The organism is Paenibacillus glacialis, assembly GCF_001637205.1.
Lineage (GTDB): Bacteria > Bacillota > Bacilli > Paenibacillales > Paenibacillaceae > Paenibacillus_AQ > Paenibacillus_AQ glacialis.
On sequence record NZ_LVJH01000021.1, the window covers coordinates 39,799 to 65,839 of the forward strand.

A 26,041-nucleotide genomic window follows, 5' to 3' on the forward strand; every position below is an offset into this window, starting at 1 on the left:
AAGTGATCGTTTTTTACATTACATAAACCAATCAGTATAGCAACGTCATCTACTTCGTTTGTAAATCGAGTAATACTCTGTAAGCGATGATAGCAACTTCTGCTCGAGTAAGTTTACCCTTTGGATTAAAGTTCTGGTTAGGATCTCCCTTAAGGTAACCTTTACTAGTTACGAAGGCAACGGCTTCGAGAGCTTTACTAGAAATACTTGCAGTATCTTGGAAAACAAGCTCAGTTACAGTTGCATCCTTAGAATCCCCACGAAGTGCACTAGCAAGAAGTATTGCAGCTTGCTCACGTGTTATATTACCTCGGGCTCCTTGTTCTGCGATTCGATCTGCCCAAGTTGAAGTTGAAGATAGTAGTCGATCAAGAATCGTCTTGAATTCAGCTTGATTGACTTGATCATTTGGCTTGAATGTACTTGTTGTGCCTTTCCCTGTGACTAAGAACTGAGACGCTAAAATTTCGATTTCATGTTTAGCCCAATGAGTTAGTACATCTGTAAAGCTTTTTTGTACTTCTGCTGATGTAAAAGATCCCAACGTTGTCGTAGAGAACGAAATGGAAGTGGATGTGCTATGATTTCCAGCTCCCATATGTGTCCAGACATTACTTGATGAAAGGGAATATGCACCCACTTTGAGAAGATCAGTGTAGTTCGCTTTATCAAGATTTAGTGTGATCTTGATTGGTGCAGTAAGCTTAGTTAATGCTTCATGAATTGTGAGGACAGGGGAAGTTAGCTTAGCGGTTCCTCCCTCAGGTGCTTTGATCGATTTACTACTATCTGCTTTTGCAAAAGAAAGAGATAGATTGAATCCATCTTTTGAAGTGAAATTAGCGATGGATAGATAAGGAATTGTAATTTCAAAGCCTTTTCCAACAATGACTAGATCTTTCTTTGCGGTTTGTAGTTGAGTCACTAAGGGGCTATCCATATGAACATTAAATGTGTCATAGCTATCTACCGGAACATCACTAATATCTAATGTAACTACTTTAGCATCTGCTTTCTTGAGTTGTTCAGTAATAACAGAGGCGGCTACGGTAAAGACCGCATTATGTTTCCCACTCTTATCGGATTCAACGACGGAGCCTTGTTTGAATTTCAGTGTCTTAGGTGTTGGTGAAGTATTAACATTGGTTGAATAGGATGGTGATGTTGAGCCTGAACCTGAACCATCTGGATCCGGTTGTTTCGGTTTAGTTACTTTAACTACAGCTGGCGATAAACCATATACTTGGACTGGTATATTATTAACATCTAGTAGTGCAACATTTGAAATGCTAGTGGGATACGTTCCTTGTTTTGATCCAACGAATGTAAGCTGTACTAATGAACCTTGAGTTCCGCCATTCGGAAGAGACACTTTATATTTTAATTGTTTCTTATCCGTTCCGGCTACATCGGTGATGTCTAGTAGTGAGAAGTCTGCATCAGTATAAACATCGTTGGTAACTGTTGAAGTAACTTTTTTCAAAGCGAGTTGGGAGTCGAATGTCAATTTAAATGCTGCTGAGTAGACAGCTTCTGTCACATCGTAATTAACGTTAACATCAAATGATTCTCCTACAAGAACTTCTTTCTTAGAAGCGGATAAGTTCACTTGACTACTGTCCGGAACGATGGGATATTGAATGACTTTGGCTGGGGTCCGTAAGCCATTCCCAGTCGAATCATATACAAATAAGTAATACTTGGTATCACCTTGTTGAAGGGGTACATCTATTTCGAAATGACCATCCTCATCAACAGTACCATTCACTTGCTGCAATCCATCGGAGGTCTCAATAACAGCGCCTACTGAGACTAATTCTGACAAGAGTGTATTTGGGTCAATCAATTGAAACTGTAAATCATCAATTATATCTCCAGATATCGTACCTATTTCAGGTTGAACTGTATTAGGAATAAGGGTTACGCTATCTAGGTCGATTTCAGGTGCACTTAGGTCAACGAGGAATCCATAAGCAGATTCATCTAATATTTCACTTGTATCCAAGAGGGCTGGCGCAATGATGTAATAACCATCAGTTAACGATATTTTAGCATCATTAACTAAATCGAAGATTGTGCCATCCCATGTGAATTTGTGATAATCCACTTCATGAATCGGCTTTACGTCCGGTGAGTAATAAGTATATCCAAGGGGAGCACCAGTGTTTCCGTCGTAAACAATGAAAAAGAAGTTATCTAACGGTTCATTAACAGCAAATGAGATATCTGTTGTATCTACGATACTATCCCCATTAGGAGAAAACACAACTTCGGAAAAGTCGATGTCTGTAATCTCATCGCGATCATAGCTTCGTCCTACAAAAACAGCAAATGGAACTCTTAGTTGATGACCATTTCCTTTTTGTGTAAGAACAACTTGCCCATCATATTCACCATCTGGAGTATTTGCCGGGATATCTAATTCAAGGTTGAACGAATTGCTAGGTGTTCCTTGGTTAAGATTTAATGTGTTCACATCAGGGTTCACGATGACCCCATTGTTGTTATACCAATCCAATTTAATATCGTATTGTTGCTCAGAATTACCAATGTTATCAATCGTGATGAGCTTGGAGTCATGGCTTCCTGCTCTTTGCTGGCCAAATGAAGCACTGCTTGTATAATATGTTGCATTAGCATCGCCTTGAAGCTGACTCGGCAGTGGTTCTTTTACTTTAACGATAGCCTCTGCTTTTGAACTTTCAACTAAACTAACACGACCAGCGCCTTGCTCATTAACTGCGTAAGGTTCGCCTTGGCGATTCTTAATAGGAACCGAGTTGTTAGCTAGTAGTGATTTAATCTGATCTGGATTTAAGTCTAGATTATCATCTGCTGTCTTCTCAAGCATTAAAGCCACTGCACCTGCAATATGAGGAGCAGCCATACTCGTACCCTGTAGATCTTCATATGCATCAGTATAGTCACCTGTATAAGAAGGAATAGAAGAACGGATACCAACACCTGGAGCAGAAAGGTCTGGTTTAATAGAATAGGAAGGCAACGAAGGACCTCTTGAGCTGAAATCTCCCATTAGATCTTGTTCATCAATCATTGAAAATGTAATGTGAGTATTCCCACTCGTTATTTCATCTTTTAATGCAAGCCCGTTTGCTTGATTAATCGTATAAGTTGGGACATAATTTCCTGGTGCACCCAATTGAGCAGCGATTTCGCCAGCTGTATTATTATGAATAATAAGAGCCTTTGCTCCAGCTGCAGTGGCATTAATTGCCTTATCACCAAAAGAAAGAACGCCACGAGATACGAGAACGGTTTTACCCGTAACATCTAAATTCTTATAATCTTCTTTTGAACCAAGATTAGCATAGACCAGATCTAGATCTTGACCTACTGGTGTTAACTCTGGAGCGTAAGTTGCGAGTTGTGCATAAATTCGACCTACCTGTGTTGATTCGAAAACGGGTGTATGCACAGGAGGAGAGGAGGCTCCTACAGAAATAGCTAATTGAGCAGATGCCGGACTTCCTACCGTGCTCGCATTAGGTCCGTTATTACCATTTGCTAGAACAACGGTAACACCAGCGAGTGAAGCGTTATCTGCTGCCTTAGAAGCGGCGCTATACTGATTATTAAGTTTCGATCCAAGAGATAGATTGATAACATTCATTCCGTCGACAATGGATTTCTCAATGGCTGCAATAATATTTTCTGTTGTTCCTGTACCATAAGGTCCGAGAACACGATATACATATAGATCAGCCCCAGGAGCAACCCCCCTAACCCAGCCTTTACCTGCATCAGGATGTTCAGGATCACCTTGTCCTACAATTGTACCGGAGACGTGAGTGCCGTGAGATGTATCATATGTGTTACCATTTTTTATTGGTTTCGTTGCATCTGGTAAGGTTTCCATAGGATCGCTATCATCATCTACAAAGTCGTAACCGTCTTTATAAGCATCTTTCAAACTAGGATGATTGTAGTCAATTCCTGTATCAATAACAGCAACCTTGATACCTTTACCGGTATAACCTGAATCCCACATCTTATCTGCGCCAATGAAAGGTGCACTCACATCCATGGAAGGTGTGAACCCTTCTGACTGAACGATATCTAGCGCATGATACTCATCGTTAGGGTAAATGGATTTAACACCTGGAAGATCAAGTAATTGATCAACTTGATTTGCAGGAAGTGTGATGGAGTATCCATTAAATACTTTCGTGTATTCGCGGTTAAATTGTGCGATAGATTTACTTTTGACCGCAGATTTGAAATCTGAATGTTCCTTACGTAGCGCATTTGTATGACTAGATAGACTAGATCTAGCTCCAGATGGAACCGTAGCTTCATAAACCGTTGTTGGTTCAGTATCTAGTTCCACGATTACCGTAATAGGCTCATCACTATCGGACTCTAGTACATAATTTTGCGGAGACTCTGAATTTGATTGTGCATTAAGACCAAAAGTTTCAAGGTTTTTGAGCTTTGGTAGTTTTACCCGATCCTTAATGTCTAAATTACCAAGAGGTTTGAGTGTTGATTGAACGGGTACATTAACCTTTGAAGAGTCTTCAACATCAATAGCATACGAGACATTGGAGAATCCAATCCCTAGTACCAGTAATATACTAAGTAAGAATATGAAATAACTACGAATTATACTTGTACCCTTTTTCAAAATAAAGCCTCCCTCATCATAAGTGAAATTGTGTTTGAATTTACAATATATTTATCGAGTACCCCTAATCCTCCTTTATATTAAAAAAATGAAAAAATGTTAATTATATATTATATTTTACAGAATTTACAATCCCTTGATATGAGACCTTAGAACTAGTTGTTAATTTATGGGTTTTTAAAGATCACGTCGGATATTCGTGTCGTAATAAGGGAGTTTAGAGTGTGTGGCGTCGGCATAAGTCGAAGTGTTTCGTAATAAAACTTGTTCATAGGGTGAATATATAGGTGTTTCTACTTATATCCAGATTCTTAGTTGAATATCGAAATATATTAAAATATGAGGAATTAAGAGGAGTAGATCCTTATTTGAATCCGATTCATGAGCTATACAACGAGCATAAGATGATAATATATATTTTAAAAGAGGATTCGAATATGCAGGATAGAAATCTACTATAAAAGATAAGAATCTATTTTTTTCAAAATGAAGAAAGGAGCGGTATTATGTTACTAAGAAATATAAAGAACGTTGACGGTGGATTAGAAGGGGAGGTTTATTTTAAGATTTTCAATAAATATATAAGCTTCTCTGCGGATGAGGTAGACATGAATTATGTTGAGAAATGTGCTAATTATCTAAATGCACTCCCTGATGATGTGATCGACGGATTATCCGAAGCTTCTATTCGATATTGTAATGCGTTCCTAGATATGATAGGTGAAGAGGCGCAGGTTTTTGAAAATGCTAGAGATGTATTTAAATCTATTTATCCAAGTAGTCTAAACATTTCCGCTCCCGAGCAGGGCGATAAGCCCGTCATTGATATGGAACTGAATTGTACATGGGAAGAAGAACATGGCATGCAATGGATTGTTAGAGACGATAAGGTTTTGTATGTAGGTGCTTATAACGGTGAAGATCCGTGGGGTGATTATACGGAAAAGGATGAATGGAACTATGCCTAAACCGTTACTCACAGAACATTGGCTGATCTTTACCACATCAAGACAGGTAAATCCAGAGTTGCATGCAGTACGTTATAGATAAATTGGGTAGCTTTAGTCTACTCGGATATTCTTGTAAATTAGAAAAAAACCACGATGGAATTCTCTCCCATAGTGGTTTTTAACATATAACTATTTCGCAGAGATCGCTGCCGACTGCTGCATCTTCGTAATCTCAATGTTGAAATATTCTTGTAACTCTGTAAGCTTTCTTGGATCTTCAAGAGATGTCTTATTTAAAAGATATCGTTCAAAGAGGTTTTCCCAAGTGAGCGGTATTTTTTGCAATGTCATCGAACGGATCGAGTTCTTAACCAATCTTCGTTCTTTCGCATTGGAATATACATCTTTGAACTGTTGCGTGTGTTCGAAGTCTAACTTATCGAATATAGCCCGGAATACCTCAGAAGTCATTTTGGCGTCATCTAATGCACGATGTGCGGATCCTGAGGGAGCAATATTGAGATCTAGCAGAGCGCCTTCGACACTAACATCATTCGTAACATTCTTATAACGTATATAACCCTTCAATAAATCGAAGTAGTTGGCTGCCATCCAGAAAGCATCGTCCATCTTGTGCATACGCGTATCATATATAATTCTTTTTAAATCCTCGCCGCCCCATGTGAACAGAAGGAAGGATTTGCTACGATTTAACCAGTTCATAAAGTCAGTAATGACTTTTCGAAATCCAGCTGCTTGATCAATATCTTCTTGAGGAATTCCTGTTTTCTTCTTAATAAAGGAATTTAGCTTAGAGAAATATACGGGTTTTATTAATGCAGAGAATTCATCCACAACACGCAATTGTGAGTCCAATCGGACAGCACCAATCTCGATCACTTCCATGGGTAGGTCGCTTGCAAATTTGCGGCCATTGAATTCAATATCTAAAATAACATAATCCACAATGGTGCCTCCGTTCTATAACTTGTTCTATTTTATCAGGGAGAATAGGTAGTGTCTATGGTTAATCAGTTATAACGATGATAAGAAGAAGTAGAGGAAGACAACAGCGGACCATATTAGCAATTTAATAGTTCCAATTAATAAAAACTTGTAAATGAAATGAATATGTGATAATTTAATAAAGTAACGAATGTAACCGGTTACACACTTGGAGATGAAAATACGAATGACAACAATAAAAGATATCGCAAAAATTGCTGGCGTGTCAGTGGCTACTGTTTCACGAGTCATCAATGAATCAGGTTATGTCAATGTAGATACGCGTAAAAAGGTAGAAGAAGCGATTAATGTGATGAATTATTCACCAAATGAAGTAGCTCGTTCTTTATATAAACGGAAATCTAAATTAATCGGTCTACTATTGCCTGACATTACCAATCCCTTTTTTCCGCAGTTAGCACGAGGGGTAGAGGATCTGTTGCAAGAGAATGGTTATCGGTTAATATTTGGGAATAGCGATGAGAATGAAGATAAAGAATTGGATTACATTCGAACTTTTGTGCAAAATAATGTCATCGGAGTCATTTCATCAACCAATTTCCCAGACAGCGATACTTATCATAAATTGAAAATTCCGATCGTATTTCTTGATCGTACTTCTAATGAAAGTCCTTCCGTATACGCAGATGGTAGAGAAGGCGGACGTATCGCTGCTCGTGAAATCATTTTGCGAGGAAGTAAACGAATTACTATATTACAAGGTCCGGCACATATCAAACCAGCCCAAGATCGGTTTCAAGGTGCGATAGAAGTACTCGAAGAATTGGGAATGACTTACGATGTGATCCAGACGTCATCTTTTTCATACGGAGAAGCTGGGAAATGGGCCAAGGAATTGTTCGATAAACATACGGATACGGATGGTGTCATTGCGAGTAACGATATCGTGGCGACAGCAATCCTTCAAGAAGCACATCGTTTAGGCAAAGCAGTTCCACAAGATGTGCAGATTATCGGATATGATGATACCCCTCTAAGTAGCTTGTTATCTCCTTCGTTATCCACCATTCGCCAACCGGCGTATGATATGGGTCGTGAAGCAGCTGGGTTATTAATTAGGCTGATTGAACAAGATAAGGTAGAGGATTCAATCATTCAATTACCCGTAAGCTTCGTAGAACGGGAAACGACTAGAACAATTATATAGATTGAACTAAAGACGAACTCCCATATTCATGATTCTCTTTAGGAATGATTGAACTTGTGAACGCAAACTTTAGTTCAATCTATATAGATAATATCATTAGAAAGGTTGATAACTATGGCTAAGATTTGTGTGATCGGAAGTAGTGCAATGGATTTGGTAGTGACTTCATTGAAGCGTCCTTCTGCTGGGGAGACTGTTCTTGGAGAAAGCTTCAAAACAGTTCCCGGAGGTAAGGGAGCAAATCAAGCTGTTGCAGCGGCTCGTCTCGGTTCTGAAGTTACAATGATCGGGTGCATAGGTGACGATTATTATGGTAAAGCTTTATTGGATAATTTCAAATCCAATGGTGTTCTTACAGCGTATGTGGAACCGGTTACAGGTGTGGAAAGTGGAACAGCGCATATCATTTTAGCTGAAGGCGATAACAGTATTATTGTCGTAAAAGGCGCAAACGATCATGTTACTCCTGCTTTTGTAGAGAAAGCACTTGATACTATCCGAGTTGCGGATATCGTACTCATACAACAAGAGATACCCGAAGAAACAGTATCCTATGTGAGTGACATTTGTCGTGAATTCAATGTACCGATGTTGCTTAATCCTGCTCCCGCACGTCCCATCAGTGACTCGATTATAGAGAATGCCAGCTATTTGACTCCGAATGAACATGAATGTTCCGTTTTATTTACTGGAATGAGTACAACAGAGGCATTACGGAAATATCCTAACAAGCTATTTATTACGGAAGGCAGTAATGGCGTACGCTTTTACGATGGAGAGCAAGAAGTCCTTGTTCCCGCTTATAAAGTAGATGCTATAGATACGACTGGAGCTGGAGATACTTTTAATGCAGCATTTGCCGTCGCACTGGCTGAAGGGAAATCATTGCAGGATAGTGTGAAGTTCGGTAATCGAGCTGCTTCCTTATCCGTTACAAAATTCGGTGCTCAAGGTGGTATGCCAACACGTGCAGAAGTAGAGGGGAGCCTCTAGTTATGAAGAAACATGGGACATTGAACAGTCATATTTGCAAAATATTAACTGACTTAGGCCATACCGATACCATTGTCATTGCCGATGTTGGTCTTCCCGTTCCCGCAGGTGTTCCTAAGATTGATTTGGCACTTACACTTGGCGTTCCTAGCTTTCAAGATGTTGTCGATATGATCACAGAGGACATGGTCATTGAAAAAGTGATCGTAGCCAAGGAGTTAGCTTCTGCCAACGTAGAAACATCGCAATACTTAAATCACAAATTCAAGGAAATACCTATAGATGACGTTTCACATGAGCAATTCAAGTTACTAACCCACAATGCCAAAGTTATCATTCGTACGGGCGAGGCTAAACCTTACGCGAACTGCATTTTACAAGCCGGTGTCTATTTCGGTTAATGAGGGGGATCTACGATTATGCACATTACAATGCAAGGTATTCATAAGTCCTTTGGTGCTAACCGTGTACTGACGGGTGTGGACTTTGAGCTTAAGGCTGGTGAAGTTCATGCCCTCATGGGTGAGAATGGAGCTGGTAAATCTACGCTGATGAACATTCTGATTGGACTCCACCAGCGTGATCAAGGAACGATCGTAATAGATGGTCAGGAAACGTACTTTGCAAATCCGAAAGAGGCGGAACGAAGTGGGATCGCTTTTATTCATCAAGAGCTTAATGTGTGGCCGGATATGACCGTGCTAGATAATTTGTTCATTGGTAAGGAGCGGACATCTAAATTTGGATTGTTAAATATGAATGAAATGAAAGCGTTAGCAAATGAACAATTTCGAAAACTCTCCGTTACGATTCCTTTGAATCGTGAAGCAGGCGAATGTTCTGTTGGTGAGAAGCAAATGATTGAGATTGCCAAAGCTTTAATGACACATGCCAAAGTGATCGTAATGGACGAGCCTACGGCTGCATTAACAGAGAGAGAAATCCAGAAGTTGTTCGAAGTCATTGCTTCACTAAAAAAAGAAGGCGTCTCGATCGTCTATATTTCTCATCGGATGGAAGAGATTTTTGCGATATGTGATCGAATCACTGTGATGCGAGATGGGAAGACAGTAGATACAAAGGCTATTCCAGATACTAATTTTGACGATGTAGTCAAAAAGATGGTTGGTAGAGAAATCACAGACCGTTACCCTGAACGTACATCAAATCCGGGAAAAGTTGTGCTTGAAGTCAAAAATGCTTCTAAAAAGGGCCAATTCAAAGATGTGAATTTCTCAGTGCGGACTGGCGAAATTATAGGATTCTCTGGATTAATGGGATCTGGACGTACAGAAATGATGAGAACGATATTCGGATTAGATTCATTAGACCAAGGTGAGATCTGGGTCCGAGGCGAAAAGGTTTCGATCCGTAATCCTGATGATGCTATGAAGGCTGGCATAGGATTTGTTACAGAAGATCGTAAAGATGAAGGCTTAGTACTTGATTTCTCTATTCGAGACAATATGGTACTTACGAACCTGTATAGTTTCGCACCCAAAGGATTAATCATTGATAAGAAAGAACAAGAATTTGTAGACATTCTTATTCAACGTTTGCAGATCAAGACACAGTCCTCCGCAACATTAGTTCGCAATCTATCTGGGGGTAATCAACAGAAAGTGGTTATCGCGAAATGGATCGGCATTGGGCTAAGTGTTCTCATTTTGGATGAACCGACGCGTGGGGTTGATGTTGGGGCAAAACGAGAAATATATCAACTCATGAATGAATTAACGGAACGTGGTGTCGCGATTATTATGGTATCCTCTGAACTCCCGGAAGTATTAGGGATGAGTGACCGAATCATCGTCGTTCATGAAGGGAAAATCAGTGGTGAAGTTTCACAACAGGAAGCTACGCAAGAGAACATTATGACGTTAGCTACAGGGGGACAATAGTTATGACGACTAGCAAAGATGAACAATTGAAAAAGGGCTTTCAGATCGGGCAAATAACACAGAAACTAGGTCCTTTACTAGGGCTTCTTATCTTGATTATCATCGTAACCGTGTTAAATCCAAGTTTCTTGGAACCGCTTAATATATTGAACCTGCTAAGACAGGTAGCCATTAATGCATTGATCGCATTCGGTATGACCTTTGTTATTTTGACAGGGGGGATTGATTTATCAGTAGGTTCCATTCTCGCATTATCTAGTGCGATCATGGCAAACCTTATGCTCTCGGGATTAGATCCGATATTAGCGATTGTTATAGGTTGTTTACTGGGTGGTGTTATGGGGATGGTCAACGGTCTCATGATTACCAAAGGTAAAATGGCTCCGTTTATTGCAACGTTAGCAACGATGACTATTTTCCGCGGATTAACCCTTGTCTATACGAATGGTAATCCGATCACAGGTCTTGGAGACAGCATGATGTTCCAATTGTTTGGGCGTGGATATTTCTTAGGTATTCCAGTTCCTGCAATCACGATGATTATCGTATTCTTCGTCTTATGGGTGGTATTGCACAAAACTCCATTTGGTCGCAAAACGTATGCGATTGGTGGTAACGAGAAGGCATCCATCATTTCAGGTATTAAAGTAGATCGCGTTAAAGTCATGATTTATTCCCTAGTAGGTATGTTATCCGCGTTGGCAGGTGCGATTCTAACCTCAAGGCTGAACTCGGCGCAACCAACTGCTGGTACATCATATGAGTTAGATGCCATTGCAGCTGTTGTATTAGGGGGTACGAGCTTAACAGGTGGGCGTGGACGTATTGTAGGTACATTAATTGGTGCGCTAATTATCGGAATATTGAACAATGGATTGAATTTGCTCGGCGTATCTTCGTTTTACCAAATGGTCGTTAAAGGGATTGTAATAGCGATTGCTGTGTTAATAGACCGTAAGAAAGCCGCATAAGAGGGGGATTCCAACATGAAAAAAGGTACATTAATTCTTGTTTCTTTACTACTAGTACTGATGACAGGATGTTCTTTAGAGCCACCCGAGTGGGCTAAGCCTAATAAAAGTGGTAACTTGGAAGATATGAAGCTAGGACTATCGATTTCAACTTTGAACAATCCTTTCTTTGTATCTCTAAAAGATGGCGTTGTCGCGGAAGCTAAAAAGCAAGGTATGGAAGTCATCGTAATCGATGCGCAAAATGATTCTGCCAAACAAAGTAATGACGTAGAGGACTTAATGCAACAAGGTGTGAATGCCCTGTTAATCAATCCAACGGATTCATCTGCTATCTCTACGGTAGTACAGACAGCCAATAGCTTAGGTATTCCAGTCATTACATTAGATCGTTCCGCTGAAAAAGGGAAAGTTGAAGCACTCGTTGCATCAGATAATGTAAAAGGTGGAACATTGGCAGCAGAGTATATCGTAGAACAACTCGGTAAAGGTGCTAAAGTTATTGAGTTAGAAGGTGTACCTGGTGCATCAGCTACTCGTGAACGTGGTAAAGGATTCCATGCAATTTCGGATACACAGCTTGATGTGATTGCGAAGCAATCTGCAGATTTCGATCGAACCAAAGGCTTAACGGTTATGGAAAATCTGTTGCAAGGAAATCCAGGTGTCCAAGCTGTCTTCGCTCACAATGATGAAATGGCACTCGGTGCGATTGAAGCGATTCAAAGCTCAGGCAAGAAGATAGCTGTAATTGGGTTCGATGGAAACATAGATGCGCTGAACTCAATCCAAGCAGGCAAATTAACTGCAACCGTAGCCCAACAACCCGAATTAATCGGACAACTATCCGTGCAAGCGGCTAAAGATGTTCTTCAAGGTAAAACGGTGGAGAAGTTGATACCTGCACCGCTTAAGTTGGTCGTTAAAGAGTAAATGTAGTTATAATTGACGTTAAGTTAAGTCGTTTTTCATCAAAAACACTGCTCTCGCCTTATAGGTGAGGGCAGTGCTATTTTAATTTTCGGGTAACCATAGCTATCTATGATTTAATTTGTGGCATGGCTTCCATCGTACCTTTGGACTCGCTTCGCATGCGCTGTTTGAATTTCCTAGGCGAGCACTGATTATGGCGTTTGAACAGTTTATAGAACTGGGCCATGTTCGAAATGCCGACCTCGTAGCTAACTTCCATAATGCTAAGTTCACTTGTAAGTAATAACAGCTCAGATCGTTTGATTCTTTTATAATTGACGTAATCCACGAAAGAGATGCCCATGCTTTTCTTGAAATATTTAATAAAATAGTGATAGCTCAAATTAAGTAAAGTACAAGCATCTTCGACGCAGAGTTTATCGTTCAAATGTTCGTTTACATAATCAAGTACGGGTCTTAATCGATTCAATTCGGATTCCCCTGTATAGTTCAATACGTTGCGACTATCGCTTCTTAACAGTAATAGCATCATTCTCTTGATCGTAGAGCTGACAGCAATTTCGTAGCCTCTCATCCGTGTTTGAGATTCTTTAAATATTTCCATAATAAAAGCATGGGTTTCCCGTTTCGCAGACTCATTTTCTTTAAAAATATAGTTTAGAATATCCAGTGGTTGAGTCAGTTCCGAGAAGCAGTATAGATATGGCATGGTGCTCTGGTCAAAATGTTTGCTCAAATCGATTTGAAGCACCACATAGTGCAGTACTTCTGTAAGAGGTTTATGGGAACGGTGTGGCTGCGAAGCTCCCAATACCATAACATCACCCGGACCAAGAACAACGTAATCGCCCTTACTTTGAACACCTAAGTGGCCTTCAATGACAGCAAGAAATTCTACCTCTTTGTGGTAGTGCCATGGGTGTTTCTCCACAACGTTGCTATAGTGAGCCTCTAAGGATATTTCCCATATTTTTAGAAACAGCAGCGGATTCTGATAGATGACTTCTTCATTAATAGCATCGGAATGCGTATCAATATTGGTTTCTAATAAGGACATGAAGCATAACCTCCTTTTGGGAGTATATCACTTTTGGATATATATGATCCAATGATTGATATCTATACCTTGTATTTTGATGTATTAAAGAAATTGAGGACACTTTTGAATATAAAATTGCCATGATTCAGTATTTCATTAACAGCTCAAATTTTTTATAATGAGTACAGTTAATAGAAGATTAAGGAGTGTTCAACCAATGGTAAAAGTAACCGTATGGAATGAAAATCGTCATGAGAAAAAGAATCCGCTTGTTGCGGAAATATATCCAAATGGAATTCATGGTGCTATAGCAGGCTTTTTAAATGAAGCAGGATATGAAGCTGGGACGGCTACGTTGGATGAACCAGAACATGGATTAACAGATGACGTATTAAACAATACGGATGTATTAATTTGGTGGGGACACCTTGCACATGGAGAAGTAACAGATGAAGTTGTCCAAAAAGTACAGCAGCGCGTGCTTGATGGAATGGGCTTGATTGTCCTTCACTCTGGGCATTTCTCCAAAATTTTCAAAGCATTAATGGGTACAAGCTGTGATTTGAAATGGCGTGAAGCGGATGAAAAGGAACGTCTTTGGGTTGTGGCGCCAAGCCATCCGATTGTGGAAGGAATTGGGGAGTTTATCGAACTAGAAAAAGAAGAAATGTATGGAGAGCATTTTGATATTCCTGCACCAGACGAGCTTATCTTCACAAGTTGGTTTGAAGGTGGAGAAGTGTTCCGAAGCGGTTGTACCTTTACACGTGGAAATGGTAAAGTGTTTTATTTCAGACCGGGACATGAAACGTATCCAACATATTATAACAAAGACATTCAACGCGTCATTGTGAATGCAGTGAAATGGGCACAGCCTGTAGATCGCAATCGTCCGGTCTATGGAAATGCACAGCCATTAGAAACAATACAAGCAAAATAAACGATTCAAGGTTATACAAGCCTTAATCATACATGTAATGCCAGAGTTCCTGATATATCGGGGACACTGGCATTTTTTAATGAGTTATTATAAATTCACAATTGATTCCCAGAAGTTGCCCAACAACGGCGTATAAGTGAAGCGTATTAGCTACTCATTTTCCGTTCCATCTATCACTGGATTCTAGGTCGAGTAGTGTTAAATCAACTATTAAAGTATAAGTCGCATCGCATCCTAATCTTGACATTAATAAATGTGTACGATAATATACATACCAACGGTTGGTATTTAAAGGAGAGACAATATGGCGAGAAATAAATATCCAGAACAGACGTTAGAGCAAATCCTATCCGTCTCAGCAAGGTTATTTACAGACAAAGGCTATGAGAAGACAAGTGTGCAAGATATTATTGAGGCGTTGGGAATGTCAAAGGGTGCTATTTATCATCATTTTAAATCTAAAGAGGAAATTTTGGATGCAGTAATGAATCGACAATTTAGCTACACTGCACAAATGATGAATGTTCTGATTCAAAATACGCAAGCAGCTAACGCTCGCGAGAAACTTATTAGTATATTGGAGAATGTTATGGCAGATCAAGATGCACATTCCCTAGATCGTGTCTTAAGCACGCAAATTAAAAATCCGCAATTTGTGGTGACAGGAATGAAGGAAGGTGTAAACAAAGACGCCTCTATCATCGCAGCTATCCTATTGGAGGGGAAAGTAGATGGGTCAATTACGACAGATTACCCTACTGAATGTGCGGAAGTATTAATATTGCTTGTGAACATATGGATCAATCCGGTTCTATTTGAACGTAGTCTTTCTGAGACAGTCAATCGGTTGAAGTTCTTACAATATATGATGAAGGTGTTGGGTGTTGATATCGTTAGTGATCAATTGATACAGAGGATTACCGAACGTCATTCTGATATCGATGCCTACAGACAAGATGGACAATAAAATCAAACTCAAGAGTACGACCCCGGTGATACACATCTTATGAAGTGGTGGTTAATAGGAATATCGGGAAGGTCCAATTGTCAGCATAAATAAATAGTTAGGAGTGGTGAGTATGTTCGCTCAGGTAGAATCCATTGTTCGAAAAAGGGAGTGCATGCAAGAGACGATCCGGGACATTTCAATCAACTGGATCACGGGAGATATCCGTATTCTTCAGAGTGAGAACGAAGAAATAGTTATTATCCAGAGCGCGGGTACGAGATTTCCTGAAAGTAAACTCTTTCAGTTTAATGTGAATAACGGTGAATTAACTATTACCGATGGAAGAAAACAAAAGATTAACATTGGATTCAATGTGCACAAAACAGATTTAGAAATTCATCTTCCAAAGAAGAAATTTAATGCTATGAATATCGAAAGCGTTGGAAGCCATTTGTCTATACATCATGTAGATGTAAATAGATGTAGATGTAACATAACATCCGGTAAAGCTAAGCTTTCAGGTAAAATGATTGAGCTAGATATCCATGCAACCGCATGTCATATTTCAGGTGATAACTTAGAAATTGAGAAACTCAATATACATACTACCTCATCGCCAGTAAATCTGTCTGGCGAGTTCTTAGAATTTAATGCCCATTCAACCGGCAGGAGTGTAGTTGTGCGATCGTCAACGATGTTACAGCGGATACAATCAATTTCGACAGCTGCCAATGTAACGGTATCTATTCCTGAAAACGAGGGTTTTAGATTTCAATTCAAAAAGGTTTCGGGTAACTTTAAAAGTGACTTCCCTCTGAGCAGTGACGGTGAAAGTTACAGCTATAAGAACGGATTAAGTCAATTTAACGCTGAGGTTAGGGGTGGAAAGTTCACTTTGGAGAGAGTTTGAACTAAGTTAACAGCTTTATTGTAAGAACTTTTTTGAATACATGGTGAAAAGCTAGACTTATGAAGCCACATTTACGAACAAGACTTGTAAATTATAAGAAGCTCAATCCGAAATAATGCTTGAGCTTCTTATATTTTTCTTAGATTTCATTTGGAAAATATCCATTCCATTGACAGCTTTTATTACCCCAATGCAGGCATTGATCCGGTATACACAGACTCAGGACGAAAAATGCGATTAACGCTTGCTTGTTCAAGGATATGTGTTGTCCAGCCTACAATTCTTGCCGTTGTAAATGTAGGTGTAAACAGATCAGGAGAGAGCTGAATTGTACGCAATATAGCTGCCGCATAAAATTCCACATTCGTATACAATCGACGTCCTGGTTTGTATTCTTCAAGTAAACGAATGGCAGTATTCTCAACGTGAATCGCCAAATCGAAGGAAGGATCTTGTCCTGTCATATTGAGAGTGACGATACGGAGAGCTTCAGCGCGAGGATCTTTGGTTTTATAAATCCGGTGACCAAATCCCATTAATCGCTCTCCATTGTCCAACATGTTACGAATCCACGGTTCAGCGCGATCCTTAGTTCCTATTTGCTCAAGCATTGCAATTACTTCATAGGGAGCTCCACCATGCAGTGGACCTTTCATTGTCCCTATTGCTCCGCATATGGCCGAGCTCATATCTGATTGTGTAGAGAGAATGACGCGACCAGCAAATGTCGATGCATTCATGCCATGCTCCATACCAAGAATTAAGTAGGCATTTAATGCTCTTGTATGGGACTCATCGGGAAGATGATCTGTCAGCATATATAAATAATTAGCGACATGTTCTAACTTGGGATCAGGTTCTACAATGGCTAAACCTTGTGATTTACGATATCTATAGGCAATGACCGTTGGCAGGATCGCCGACAAACGCTCTGCTTGTTGCAATGTTGGTGGCCAAGTTGAACTTTCTGTTTCCCCAAGAGCTGCTACTGTGGTCTGCAATACAGCCATCATTGGAACCGATAATGGAAGTAAATCGATAATCCTACAGATGTATTCCGGTATATTCCTTAAATTAGCCATTCGTTGTTCTAACTGATCTAATTCATCTCGCTCTGGCAACCGCCCATTCCAAAGCAAAAAAGCTACTTCCTCATAACTCTTTGTCACAGCAAGATCCTTAGCCCAATAACCTCGATACACCAAGTGACCTTGTTCTCCATCCACTAAACTAATGTCTGTTTCTGCAGAAACAACACCCTCCAACCCAGTAACCTTAGCCATCATGGTCTGCTCCTTTGATTACGTAATAGATAATATTGGATAACTTAATACTAGTGTACACCCGATTGATGATAATGTATAATTATTACCATTTAACTAAGTGATAAATATTTTTTATCAACCAATGAGGTCAAGCGTCCAAATATCAATTGTTGGGGGCTGCATTTACGGAACTAGTTAAGAGGGGGCTAACCCTCTTTTTTGTTATTGTGACTGTATATCTCTATTCTATTAATCCATTCTTCCATTTACGGATTCAGTGGAGGAATTAACATAGCTTTTACAGCTCATTGACGCGGAGCGCATACAAGACTGATATATTGGGGGTAACAAGGGGTGATAGATAGATATGAAAACAATGGAGGAATTTGAAGGATCGTCCCCTATGGCTTTCCAGCCTGTACTTGCAAGTGATAGATATGGTTGGGATAAGCTTCAGGTTTCGCAATGGTATAGTCCACAACAAGCGTTCAGCCCTTCGTCAGAGTCTAAGTATTTGATAGGGATTCATTGCACTGCCTACTATGAAAATTACTATACCATTCACATTACCCCATGTAATGAGAGCACTCTTTGTCCTTGGGGCAGAACCTCGCTCTATTTTCTCAAAATTGAAATTACTCCTTCGGTCATCGAAGAGATCGCTCGTGAATCCGGTTTTCTGACAGAAGGCCATATACAATTGGACCGCAAATTTCATGTAAAAGACACTAAGCTCCTGCAACTAGGGCTCTGGATGCTTGAGGAATTACAGAATGGCGGAGCTAAAGGGAAAATTTACAGCGATTCATTATCTAACATGTTGATCATTCATTTATTACAGCACTATTCTTCCGTGATCCCCCAGCATTCGAACAGCAAAACGCCAGCTAATCAAGAGATTTTTCAGGTTATCCAATATATGCGGGAGAGTTTGGAAGAGGAAATTCAACTGACGGAGCTAGCCTCAATGGCCAATATGAGCCAGTCCCATTTTATTCGTATTTTTAAACAGCAGACCGGGTTTACTCCACATCATTATTTAATTCGGTTAAGAATCGAACGTTCTAAATTTCTAATTCGTTCAGGTAAAGTTGGCTTAAAGGAGATCGCTGCTCAGGTTGGTTTTGCCGATCAAGGGCATTTCACTAGATTGTTTAAGCGTGAGACAGGTCTTACCCCGAAACTTTATGCTAATCAAATTTCATTAAAACCAAGCCACGCGATGTATTGATTTAATTTATGTAAATGAGAGTTTTGTTCAAGGAAAGACGTGTTTTGTTCAATTGGAGGGATAGAAGCTAGCCCTATAATAAGGTTGAAGCAAGGCGCGAAGGTGCCGGGCTACAACCTTATTAGGAGGAGAGAAACATGAAATTAACGAGATTATTCGGTCTGATGTGTGCGGGAGTTTTTGCGACTAGTTCTTTATCAATGGTAGCATCCGCTGCCGATGTCGGATCGGATAACCCTGCAAGCACAACTGTGGTTATGACTGCAGAGGTAGCTGAGGTTAATGGGTCTTGGCATGAGGTATCCAAGCAAACCTTCTGGTTGCTTGAGGCTCTTGAACGAGGGCAAGGCGTGACTACGGATGGCAACTCATGGATCTTTAGTTCGCCATATGGCCTCTTGCGCACTGCACTGGACGGCAAGACGGTGAAGGCCCGGAATCAATTGGCTATTCCATCGGAAATTTCTGCCTTAGGTGGAGACCACATCGGAGATATTTCTTACTACAACGATACAATCTATGCTCCCATTGAAGATGGCAAACATTACGAGCATCCTTATATCGCCCTTTATGATGCAAATACCTTGCAATATACAGGCACTTCATTCGCTTTGCCGCTGGACTTACATATTGGAGGTGTACCTTGGGTTGCAGTAGATGCCGTTCGCGGACAGGTATACACAGCCCAGTGGAGTAATGCCAGTGTATTGAATGTGTTTAGCCTCGATGATATGCATCTGATCAGAACAGTTCCCCTTACACAAAGCATTGATCGAATCCAAGGGGCAGAAATGTATAACGGTATCCTGTACGCTTCATCGGATAATGGGACCCAGACGGTCTATCAGATCGATACGGATACCGGTAGTGTGTCCGTTGCCTTTGACCGTAATTTACCTAGTGGTACAGAAGCGCAAGGAATCGCCGTTCTACCGACTGCTAATGGCGCAGAACTCCATATTCTTGACGTTGGTTCGAATCGCATTAGTTTGAACTTTCGCCATTATGCATTTTAATCCGAAACGAAGAGGAAAAGGGGATAACAGAAATGTTAAAGCAATCAAAGTTAACGGCGTTGTTGCTGTTGGTTTCTATAATGGCGATCGCAGGCTGCGGCCAAACGAATAAGAGTTCAGCGGGGAAGGATATGAATACGAATCAACCTGCGATGACTGCAAGCACACCGGAATCTTCGGAATCTAAGAATGTTGAGATCACATTCTATTATCCAGTTAACGTTGGCGGTCCGCTGACGAAAGTGATCGACGGGATGGTAAGCACATTCATGGAGCAACACCCGGATATTAAAGTGAATCCCGTGTACACAGGCAATTATGGCGATAACACGGTAAAAATCCAAGCGGGCGTTCAGGCCAAGCAACCGCCGGATGTCGCTGTCATGATGTCGACTGAACTATACAGCATGCTGGATATGAAGGCGATCATTCCACTTGATGATTTTATCGTGAAAGATACGGATATCCAGATGTCGGATTTCTATCCTGCCTTTCTAGAAGATACACAGACGGAAAGTACAACGTACAGCATTCCGTTCCAACGGAGCACGATTGTCATGTACTACAACAAAGAAATGTTTAAAGCGGCAGGTTTAGATCCAGAGAAGCCGCCTGCAACATGGGATGAACTTGTGACGTACGCCAAGAAATTGAACAGAGATGGTCATGCAGGTTTGGAAATCCCGGGTAATGACGATTCCTATTGGATGTTTCAAATGCTTGCGCGGCAAAATGCTACCGATCCCAAGCAAAATATAATGTCCTCCGATGGTAAAAAGGCGATGTTCAATACACCGGAGAATGTTGAGGCATTACAATTCTGGCTAGACTTGTCCCATAAACAGAAAGTTATGCCAGAAGGCGTGATTGATTGGGCTACGGTGCCGACTGACTTTATTCAAGGTAAAACTGCGATGATGATGCATACGAGCGGCAACTTAACGAACGTGAAAAATAACGCCAAATTCGAGTTCGGCGTGGCGTTCCCGCCAGCGCAAAAGCAATTCGGATCGCCTACCGGTGGCGGCAACTTGTACATCTTTGAAAATACTTCTCCCGAGAAACAAGCTGCGGCTTGGGAATTCGTTAAGTATATGACAGCATCAGAGCAAGCTGCATTATTCAGCAGTTCTTCAGGTTATGTCGGTGTACGGAAATCCGCGTACGATACGGAAGCGATGAAGAAATACACGGCGGATTTCCCGCAAGCTCTCGTTGCGCGGAATCAACTGGAATATGCCTTCAGAGAACTATCGACCCATAACCATGGTAAAGTGTCGAAGGCCATTACAAATCAGATTCAAGCTGCTTTGGCCGGAGAAATTGATGCGGCGGGTGCACTAAAGAAAGCGCAGGAAGAAGCGGATCAGGCGCTTGCCCCTTTCAATAAGTAAGGTTAAAGGCATGAATGTTCGAGTGATGTCAGGACAGCTATGTTCGCTTATCCTGACATATTTCGTTCATTCAATTATCATGGAACCCTAATAAGGAAGGACTGGATGGTACGATGGCCGGATGGAGTGAGAAGCTTAGACGAAACGGATTCGGCTGGGGGCTTGTGTTACCTTCGCTTCTGTTTCTATGCCTGTTTACCTATTACCCTATGCTGAAATCGGTTTGGCTCAGCATGTATGAGAAAAATTTAGCGACGCCCGAACCCTTGTTCGTGGGATTCGGTAATTACGCGAATCTGTTGAAAGACCAAGTCTTTATGAAAGTGCTCGGTAACAATATTGGCTTTGCAATAGGAACAGTACCGACCTCATTGGGATTAGCTTTCTTGATGGCACTGTTTGCAGACAAGGCGATAAAAGGCCGAGGGCTTGCACGTCTTTCTTTTTTCTATCCGAATATGATACCGATGATCGCAGTGGCGAACATTTGGTTGTTTCTGTATACACCGCATTTCGGGCTTTTGGCAAGGCTTGCCACGTGGATCGCGGAGCAACCGATTAATTTACTTGGAACGCCAAATACGGTGATGGGTGCTTTAATTATCATGATGGTTTGGAAGGAAGCGGGTTACTTCATGATTTTTTATTTAGCGGGCATGCAACAGATTCCCAAAGATTTATATGAAGCAGCTGCGGTGAGTGGTGTCGGCGCGCTCACATCCATACGGCGGATTACTATTCCGCTCACTATGCCGACCACGTTGTTCGTGGGTGTTGTAGCCATAACGAATTCTTTTAAGTTAGTCGACCATCTCTGGATTATGACAAAAGGCGGACCGAACAACGCGAGCAATTTACTACTGTACTATATCTACGACACGACCTTCAATTTCTACGATCAGGGTATGGCTGCCACGATGACTGTGGTGATGATTGTATTGCTGCTCATCATTTCTTCGATGCAGTTTTTTGGATGGGACCATAAAATCCATTATGAATAGGAGGGAAGTTCATGGACAATCCATTAAAGCTACCAATGTTATTGAATCGTAATAACCGTAAGCCCTTGGTAGACAATCGCACGTTACGTTTAGAAAGAACACGACGTCGAATCCTTCAGTTGTTATGGCATGGGATGGGTTTCGGCTTTGCCGCGCTATGGATGATACCTTTCATCTGGGTCGTCAGAACGGCCTTTCTTCCAAAGGAGTCAGCGATTGGTTCAGGGTGGTCATGGGGATTGACATTCGATAATCTCATCCATGTGTGGCAGGCTGCGCCATTCGGGCAATTTTTCATGAATACGTTGCTTGTTTGCAGTGGTGTTCTGGCTGTCCAACTTGTCACAATGACGATGGCTGCTTATGCGTTCGCGCGGGTTCAGTTTGCTGGGAAAGATTTGTTGTTCATGTTATTCTTGGTGCAAATTATGGTGCCGCCGGATGTTCTGATTTTCTCTAATTATCAAGTGTTGAACGAAATGGGATTGCTGGATACGTTGCTCGGGATCATGCTACCTTACTTTGCATCCTCATTTGGCGTCTTCCTGCTAAGGCAGTCCTTCAAGCAATTACCTAAGGAGCTGGATGAAGCTGCCCGCGTAGAAGGAGCCTCGCGCCTGCATATTCTGTCGCGGATCTATGTTCCGTTGTCTCGTCCAATTTACGTATCATTTGCTATCGTGTCCGTCAGCTTTCATTGGAATGACTTCTTATGGCCGCTCATTGTGACTAACTCGGAGGACAATCGTTTATTAACCGTGGGTTTGGCAATGTTTGCGAAGGCCACCGAGTCGGGTGCGCAATGGTCTGATGTATGTGCGGCAACGCTGATTGTTTCGGCACCTCTCATGATAGGTTTTTTATTGTTCCAGCGGCAGGTGATCGGAAGTTTTATGAGTTCTGGCATTAAAGGATAGGGGGAAGCTTAACATGAAACTAGCTATTATTGGGGATTTACACTACCCGGGCGAACTGACAGACTGCAATCCAACCATTGAAGAAGCACGGGATTCGTATTATGGGCACTTTATGGACAATTTCTTGTCCATGGATGCCGATTATCATATTTCCGTGGGGGATTTGACTCATGCGGGGGAATTAACCGAATTCAATGACATGATGATGAAAATTGAAAGCAGTAAGCTTCCTGGTCGATTCCTTCACGTTCTAGGTAATCATGATACGTATAACTACCCGAAACAAGACATTCTTTCTATCACTCAGCAACAGCGATACGGTGTCATTGAGGAGCCGAATGCGATAATCCTGTTGCTGGATACCGCGCGTGAAGACCGTGACGATTGGAGCGGAACGATCGATGAAGAACAGTTGGCCTGGCTTGAAGTGCAAATGAGTCGGACAACGGATAAGCCACTTTTCGTATTCGGCCATCACCCTCCATATGGAACGACGGCCAGATCAACCGAGCCCATGATGTCGCTCGACCCTACCTTGGACATTTGGCCGATACTCGAACAATGGCAGGGAATTGCATTCTATTTCAACGGTCATAATCATATTCATTCCATCGTCAGGAAAGAGAATTGGCATTTCATCCAAACGGCAGCCGTGCCCGATGTTCCCGCTGTACGGATCGTGAATGTCCTTGATCATGAAATCAGGTTGGAAATGGTTAGCATGGCAAGCGATCGATTGAGTGAGTGGGCATCTGGATTTACCGGCAATATGTTTGATTATGAGAAGTACCCGAACGCGGAAGGGGATTCGCAAGCACTTGAGCTCATCGTTAGCCGAATTCATCCGGAAGAAAGCAGGTGGAGCACAAGTGATTCGTAAGCCAGTACGCTTAGCTATCGTTGGTGGAAATCGGGGAGCAAGCTTTATGAATGCCCTTTACTCTCTTTCAGATCGAATTCAGCTGAGTGCGACCTGTGATTTGAACGAGTGGGTGCTCAATCAATGGAAAGAGAAGTTTCCAGAAATCCGAACGTACCGAGATTATCACGAAATGCTGAAGGATCCGTCTATTGACGCGGTATTTATATTGAGCCCCATGCATCTGCATGCAAGGCAGTCCATCGATGCGTTAAACGCTGGGAAACATGTCCTGAGCGAAGTCATTTCCATCCAATCGTTAGAGGAAGCCTGGGAGCTTATCGAGACGGTAGAACGAACCGGATTGAAATATATGATGTCTGAGAATTATTGCTTCTCTCGTTCGAACCTGACGATTAAACATATGGCTGATCAAGGGATGTTTGGCGAAATTACTTATTTAGAAGGTGGATATATCCACGATTTGCGTCACTTGACTCATCATCCGGACGGCTCGCTTACTTGGCGAGGGCAATTGCATAAACAATATAATGGGATCAATTATCCGACCCATTCGATAGGACCGCTTGCGCAATGGATCAATCTGAACAAACCTAACGGAGACCGCCTGGAAAGCGTGTCCACCTTTGTTTCCAAATCGAGATCCTTACAGTATTACTTTGGTGAACATTACGGTAAAGATCACCCAGCAGCACGGAAGGGCTTCTGGCGACAGGGCGATAGTGCGGTAGCTGTCTTACAAACAGAGAATGGGGTACTAATTGAACTACGTGTCGATTGGACTTCTGTTAGGCCACATAATAAAACGCATTACTTGCTGCAGGGAACCGAGGGTGCATTTATTACGGGTCGCCATCAGCTGGAAGACGATTTGATATGGTTCAAAGATCACTCACCTAAGAACATAGAAGATGGGTCGGATATGTGGGAACCCTTGCGGAACTATCAGCCCTTGTATGATCATCCGACATGGAAGGAATGGGGGAAATTCGCTGCTGAGACGAAACATGGCGGGGGGGATTTTCTCGTGCTGGAGGAATTTATTTCTGCTATTCAAGAAGATCGATCTCCCTCAGTGGACGTGTATGATGCAGTGACTTGGAGTTCTGTATTTTCCTTGTCGATGGAATCGGTCGAAGCAGGTGGTAAAGTAATATCATTTCCTGATTTCAAAGCGAAAGAGAGGAAATAACGATGGACCAGGTTCTTTCCAAACTCATTATGAAGAAAGAGGTGCTCTCCGACTTACCCATATTTCAATGTCCATTAGGGTACCGATTTCGTCATTTCCAGCCAGGAGATGAACGAAATTGGGAGGATATCATCCGTCACTCTTTTACAAGAGAAGTGAAATTTGCCGATAAAATCGGAGAACATGTACCGTGTTATTCGGATCGTGTTCTATTCTTCTGCCGAGGGGAACAACCTGTCGCGACAGCTACGGCTTGGGAAACAGGTATTGGTGACAATAAGAACTGGTACTTGCATATGGTAGGTGTGCTTCCAGAATATTCGGGCAAAGGCCTCGGATTTGCTGCGAGCCTTGCAGCTTTGCATAGGATAAGAGAAGCAGGAGGGGAAGCGGCATATTTGGAAACAGACGATTTCAGATTGCCTGCGATCCGGATTTATTTGAAATTAGGATTTCAACCTCTGTACATAGATGATAGTCATCCTAGAAGATGGGAGCGGATCCTTCAACAGGACAGAACTTAATTGGAGAGCAGTATGTTATGATTCAAAAGAAGTAAGAACGGGTAGTAGCTCAGTTGGGAGAGCGATGAGGACAGGGGGTTCGATCCCCCTCCTAGGTTCCAGCAAACACAAAAAAACACGCCATTTGTTGGCGTGTTTTTTTGTGTTTGCTGGCTGGATATTATGGATCAAGCGTATCGTATAAGTCGTATAAGGGCTCATGGATCTTATCATGTAT

Annotated in this window: 22 protein-coding genes and 1 tRNA gene; 19 read left to right on the top strand and 4 right to left on the bottom strand. The window is 41.6% G+C overall.

The genetic code is table 11. The features are described from left to right. Positions 1 to 49: 49 nt before the first annotated feature. Positions 50 to 4,645, bottom strand: a complete 4,596-nt coding sequence (locus tag PGLA_RS11940; RefSeq protein ID WP_068532955.1) for a S8 family serine peptidase — start codon at positions 4,643 to 4,645, stop codon at positions 50 to 52. Positions 4,646 to 5,151: 506 nt separating this feature from the next. Between PGLA_RS11940 and PGLA_RS11945 the strand changes: the two genes are divergently transcribed. Beyond that, on the top strand, positions 5,152 to 5,613 hold the full coding sequence (locus PGLA_RS11945; RefSeq protein WP_068532958.1) for a DUF6985 domain-containing protein: 462 nt from the start codon (positions 5,152 to 5,154) through the stop codon (positions 5,611 to 5,613). A gap of 171 nt (positions 5,614 to 5,784) precedes the next feature. Here PGLA_RS11945 and PGLA_RS11950 read toward each other — a convergent pair whose 3' ends face one another. Beyond that, positions 5,785 to 6,561 (bottom strand): 3'-5' exonuclease, encoded by a 777-nt coding sequence (locus PGLA_RS11950; RefSeq protein ID WP_068532960.1) that lies wholly within the window; start codon positions 6,559 to 6,561, stop codon positions 5,785 to 5,787. 226 nt (positions 6,562 to 6,787) lie between these two features. On the opposite strand from PGLA_RS11950, the gene PGLA_RS11955 reads away from it, so the two are divergent. The 6 genes from PGLA_RS11955 to rbsB all read left to right on the top strand — a co-directional run bounded on the left by PGLA_RS11955 (position 6,788) and on the right by rbsB (position 12,566). Next, the gene (locus tag PGLA_RS11955; protein WP_068532963.1) at positions 6,788 to 7,768 is read left to right on the top strand and encodes a LacI family DNA-binding transcriptional regulator; all 981 of its coding nucleotides are present in this window, start codon (positions 6,788 to 6,790) and stop codon (positions 7,766 to 7,768) included. Positions 7,769 to 7,882: 114 nt separating this feature from the next. After that, positions 7,883 to 8,761, top strand: coding sequence for a ribokinase (rbsK, locus tag PGLA_RS11960; RefSeq protein WP_068532966.1), 879 nt, complete (start codon positions 7,883 to 7,885; stop codon positions 8,759 to 8,761). Positions 8,762 to 8,763: 2 nt separating this feature from the next. Further along, entirely contained in the window at positions 8,764 to 9,162 is a 399-nt protein-coding gene (rbsD, locus tag PGLA_RS11965; RefSeq protein WP_068532970.1) for a D-ribose pyranase, read from the top strand. A gap of 18 nt (positions 9,163 to 9,180) precedes the next feature. Next, positions 9,181 to 10,662, top strand: coding sequence for a sugar ABC transporter ATP-binding protein (locus tag PGLA_RS11970; protein ID WP_068532973.1), 1,482 nt, complete (start codon positions 9,181 to 9,183; stop codon positions 10,660 to 10,662). Between the two features lie 2 nt (positions 10,663 to 10,664). Then, positions 10,665 to 11,633: a ribose ABC transporter permease RbsC gene (rbsC, locus tag PGLA_RS11975; RefSeq protein WP_068532976.1), complete on the top strand. Its 969-nt coding sequence runs from the start codon at positions 10,665 to 10,667 to the stop codon at positions 11,631 to 11,633. Between the two features lie 15 nt (positions 11,634 to 11,648). Beyond that, entirely contained in the window at positions 11,649 to 12,566 is a 918-nt protein-coding gene (rbsB, locus tag PGLA_RS11980) for a ribose ABC transporter substrate-binding protein RbsB (protein ID WP_068532979.1), read from the top strand. Positions 12,567 to 12,672: 106 nt separating this feature from the next. Here rbsB and PGLA_RS11985 read toward each other — a convergent pair whose 3' ends face one another. Next, positions 12,673 to 13,623 (bottom strand): helix-turn-helix domain-containing protein, encoded by a 951-nt coding sequence (locus PGLA_RS11985; RefSeq protein ID WP_068532980.1) that lies wholly within the window; start codon positions 13,621 to 13,623, stop codon positions 12,673 to 12,675. Between the two features lie 199 nt (positions 13,624 to 13,822). On the opposite strand from PGLA_RS11985, the gene PGLA_RS11990 reads away from it, so the two are divergent. The 3 genes from PGLA_RS11990 (at position 13,823) to PGLA_RS12000 (ending at position 16,404) form a co-directional block, all read left to right on the top strand. Further along, a complete protein-coding gene (locus PGLA_RS11990) occupies positions 13,823 to 14,545 on the top strand; it encodes a ThuA domain-containing protein (protein ID WP_068532983.1) in 723 nt (240 codons plus the stop codon). Between the two features lie 304 nt (positions 14,546 to 14,849). Then, positions 14,850 to 15,512: a TetR/AcrR family transcriptional regulator gene (locus tag PGLA_RS11995; RefSeq protein ID WP_068532985.1), complete on the top strand. Its 663-nt coding sequence runs from the start codon at positions 14,850 to 14,852 to the stop codon at positions 15,510 to 15,512. Positions 15,513 to 15,624: 112 nt separating this feature from the next. Then, a complete protein-coding gene (locus PGLA_RS12000) occupies positions 15,625 to 16,404 on the top strand; it encodes a DUF4097 family beta strand repeat-containing protein (RefSeq protein ID WP_068532988.1) in 780 nt (259 codons plus the stop codon). Positions 16,405 to 16,586: 182 nt separating this feature from the next. Here the strand turns inward: PGLA_RS12000 and PGLA_RS12005 are convergent, their stop codons facing one another. Then, complete coding sequence (locus PGLA_RS12005; RefSeq protein WP_068532991.1) at positions 16,587 to 17,687, bottom strand: citrate synthase/methylcitrate synthase; 1,101 nt, start codon at positions 17,685 to 17,687, stop codon at positions 16,587 to 16,589. Between the two features lie 349 nt (positions 17,688 to 18,036). Here PGLA_RS12005 and PGLA_RS12010 point away from each other — a divergent pair, with 349 nt between their 5' ends. From PGLA_RS12010 to PGLA_RS27765, 9 genes are all read left to right on the top strand, one after another. Further along, complete coding sequence (locus PGLA_RS12010; RefSeq protein ID WP_068532994.1) at positions 18,037 to 18,900, top strand: helix-turn-helix domain-containing protein; 864 nt, start codon at positions 18,037 to 18,039, stop codon at positions 18,898 to 18,900. A gap of 137 nt (positions 18,901 to 19,037) precedes the next feature. Beyond that, entirely contained in the window at positions 19,038 to 19,916 is an 879-nt protein-coding gene (locus tag PGLA_RS12015; protein ID WP_068532997.1) for a hypothetical protein, read from the top strand. A gap of 32 nt (positions 19,917 to 19,948) precedes the next feature. After that, a complete protein-coding gene (locus PGLA_RS12020; protein ID WP_068533000.1) occupies positions 19,949 to 21,310 on the top strand; it encodes an ABC transporter substrate-binding protein in 1,362 nt (453 codons plus the stop codon). Positions 21,311 to 21,423: 113 nt separating this feature from the next. Next, the gene (locus PGLA_RS12025) at positions 21,424 to 22,311 is read left to right on the top strand and encodes a carbohydrate ABC transporter permease (RefSeq protein WP_068533002.1); all 888 of its coding nucleotides are present in this window, start codon (positions 21,424 to 21,426) and stop codon (positions 22,309 to 22,311) included. A gap of 134 nt (positions 22,312 to 22,445) precedes the next feature. Beyond that, entirely contained in the window at positions 22,446 to 23,228 is a 783-nt protein-coding gene (locus tag PGLA_RS12030) for a carbohydrate ABC transporter permease (RefSeq protein WP_068533238.1), read from the top strand. A 13-nt stretch (positions 23,229 to 23,241) separates the two neighbouring features. Next, entirely contained in the window at positions 23,242 to 24,108 is an 867-nt protein-coding gene (locus PGLA_RS12035; RefSeq protein ID WP_068533004.1) for a metallophosphoesterase family protein, read from the top strand. Further along, a complete protein-coding gene (locus tag PGLA_RS12040) occupies positions 24,047 to 25,300 on the top strand; it encodes a Gfo/Idh/MocA family protein (protein WP_161487879.1) in 1,254 nt (417 codons plus the stop codon). The genes PGLA_RS12035 and PGLA_RS12040 overlap by 62 nt, the downstream gene beginning before the upstream one ends. Before the next feature lie 2 nt (positions 25,301 to 25,302). Next, positions 25,303 to 25,824, top strand: a complete 522-nt coding sequence (locus PGLA_RS12045; RefSeq protein ID WP_068533007.1) for a GNAT family N-acetyltransferase — start codon at positions 25,303 to 25,305, stop codon at positions 25,822 to 25,824. Positions 25,825 to 25,868: 44 nt separating this feature from the next. Beyond that, positions 25,869 to 25,925 (top strand) — tRNA-OTHER (locus PGLA_RS27765). The last annotated feature ends 116 nt before the right edge of the window (positions 25,926 to 26,041 follow it).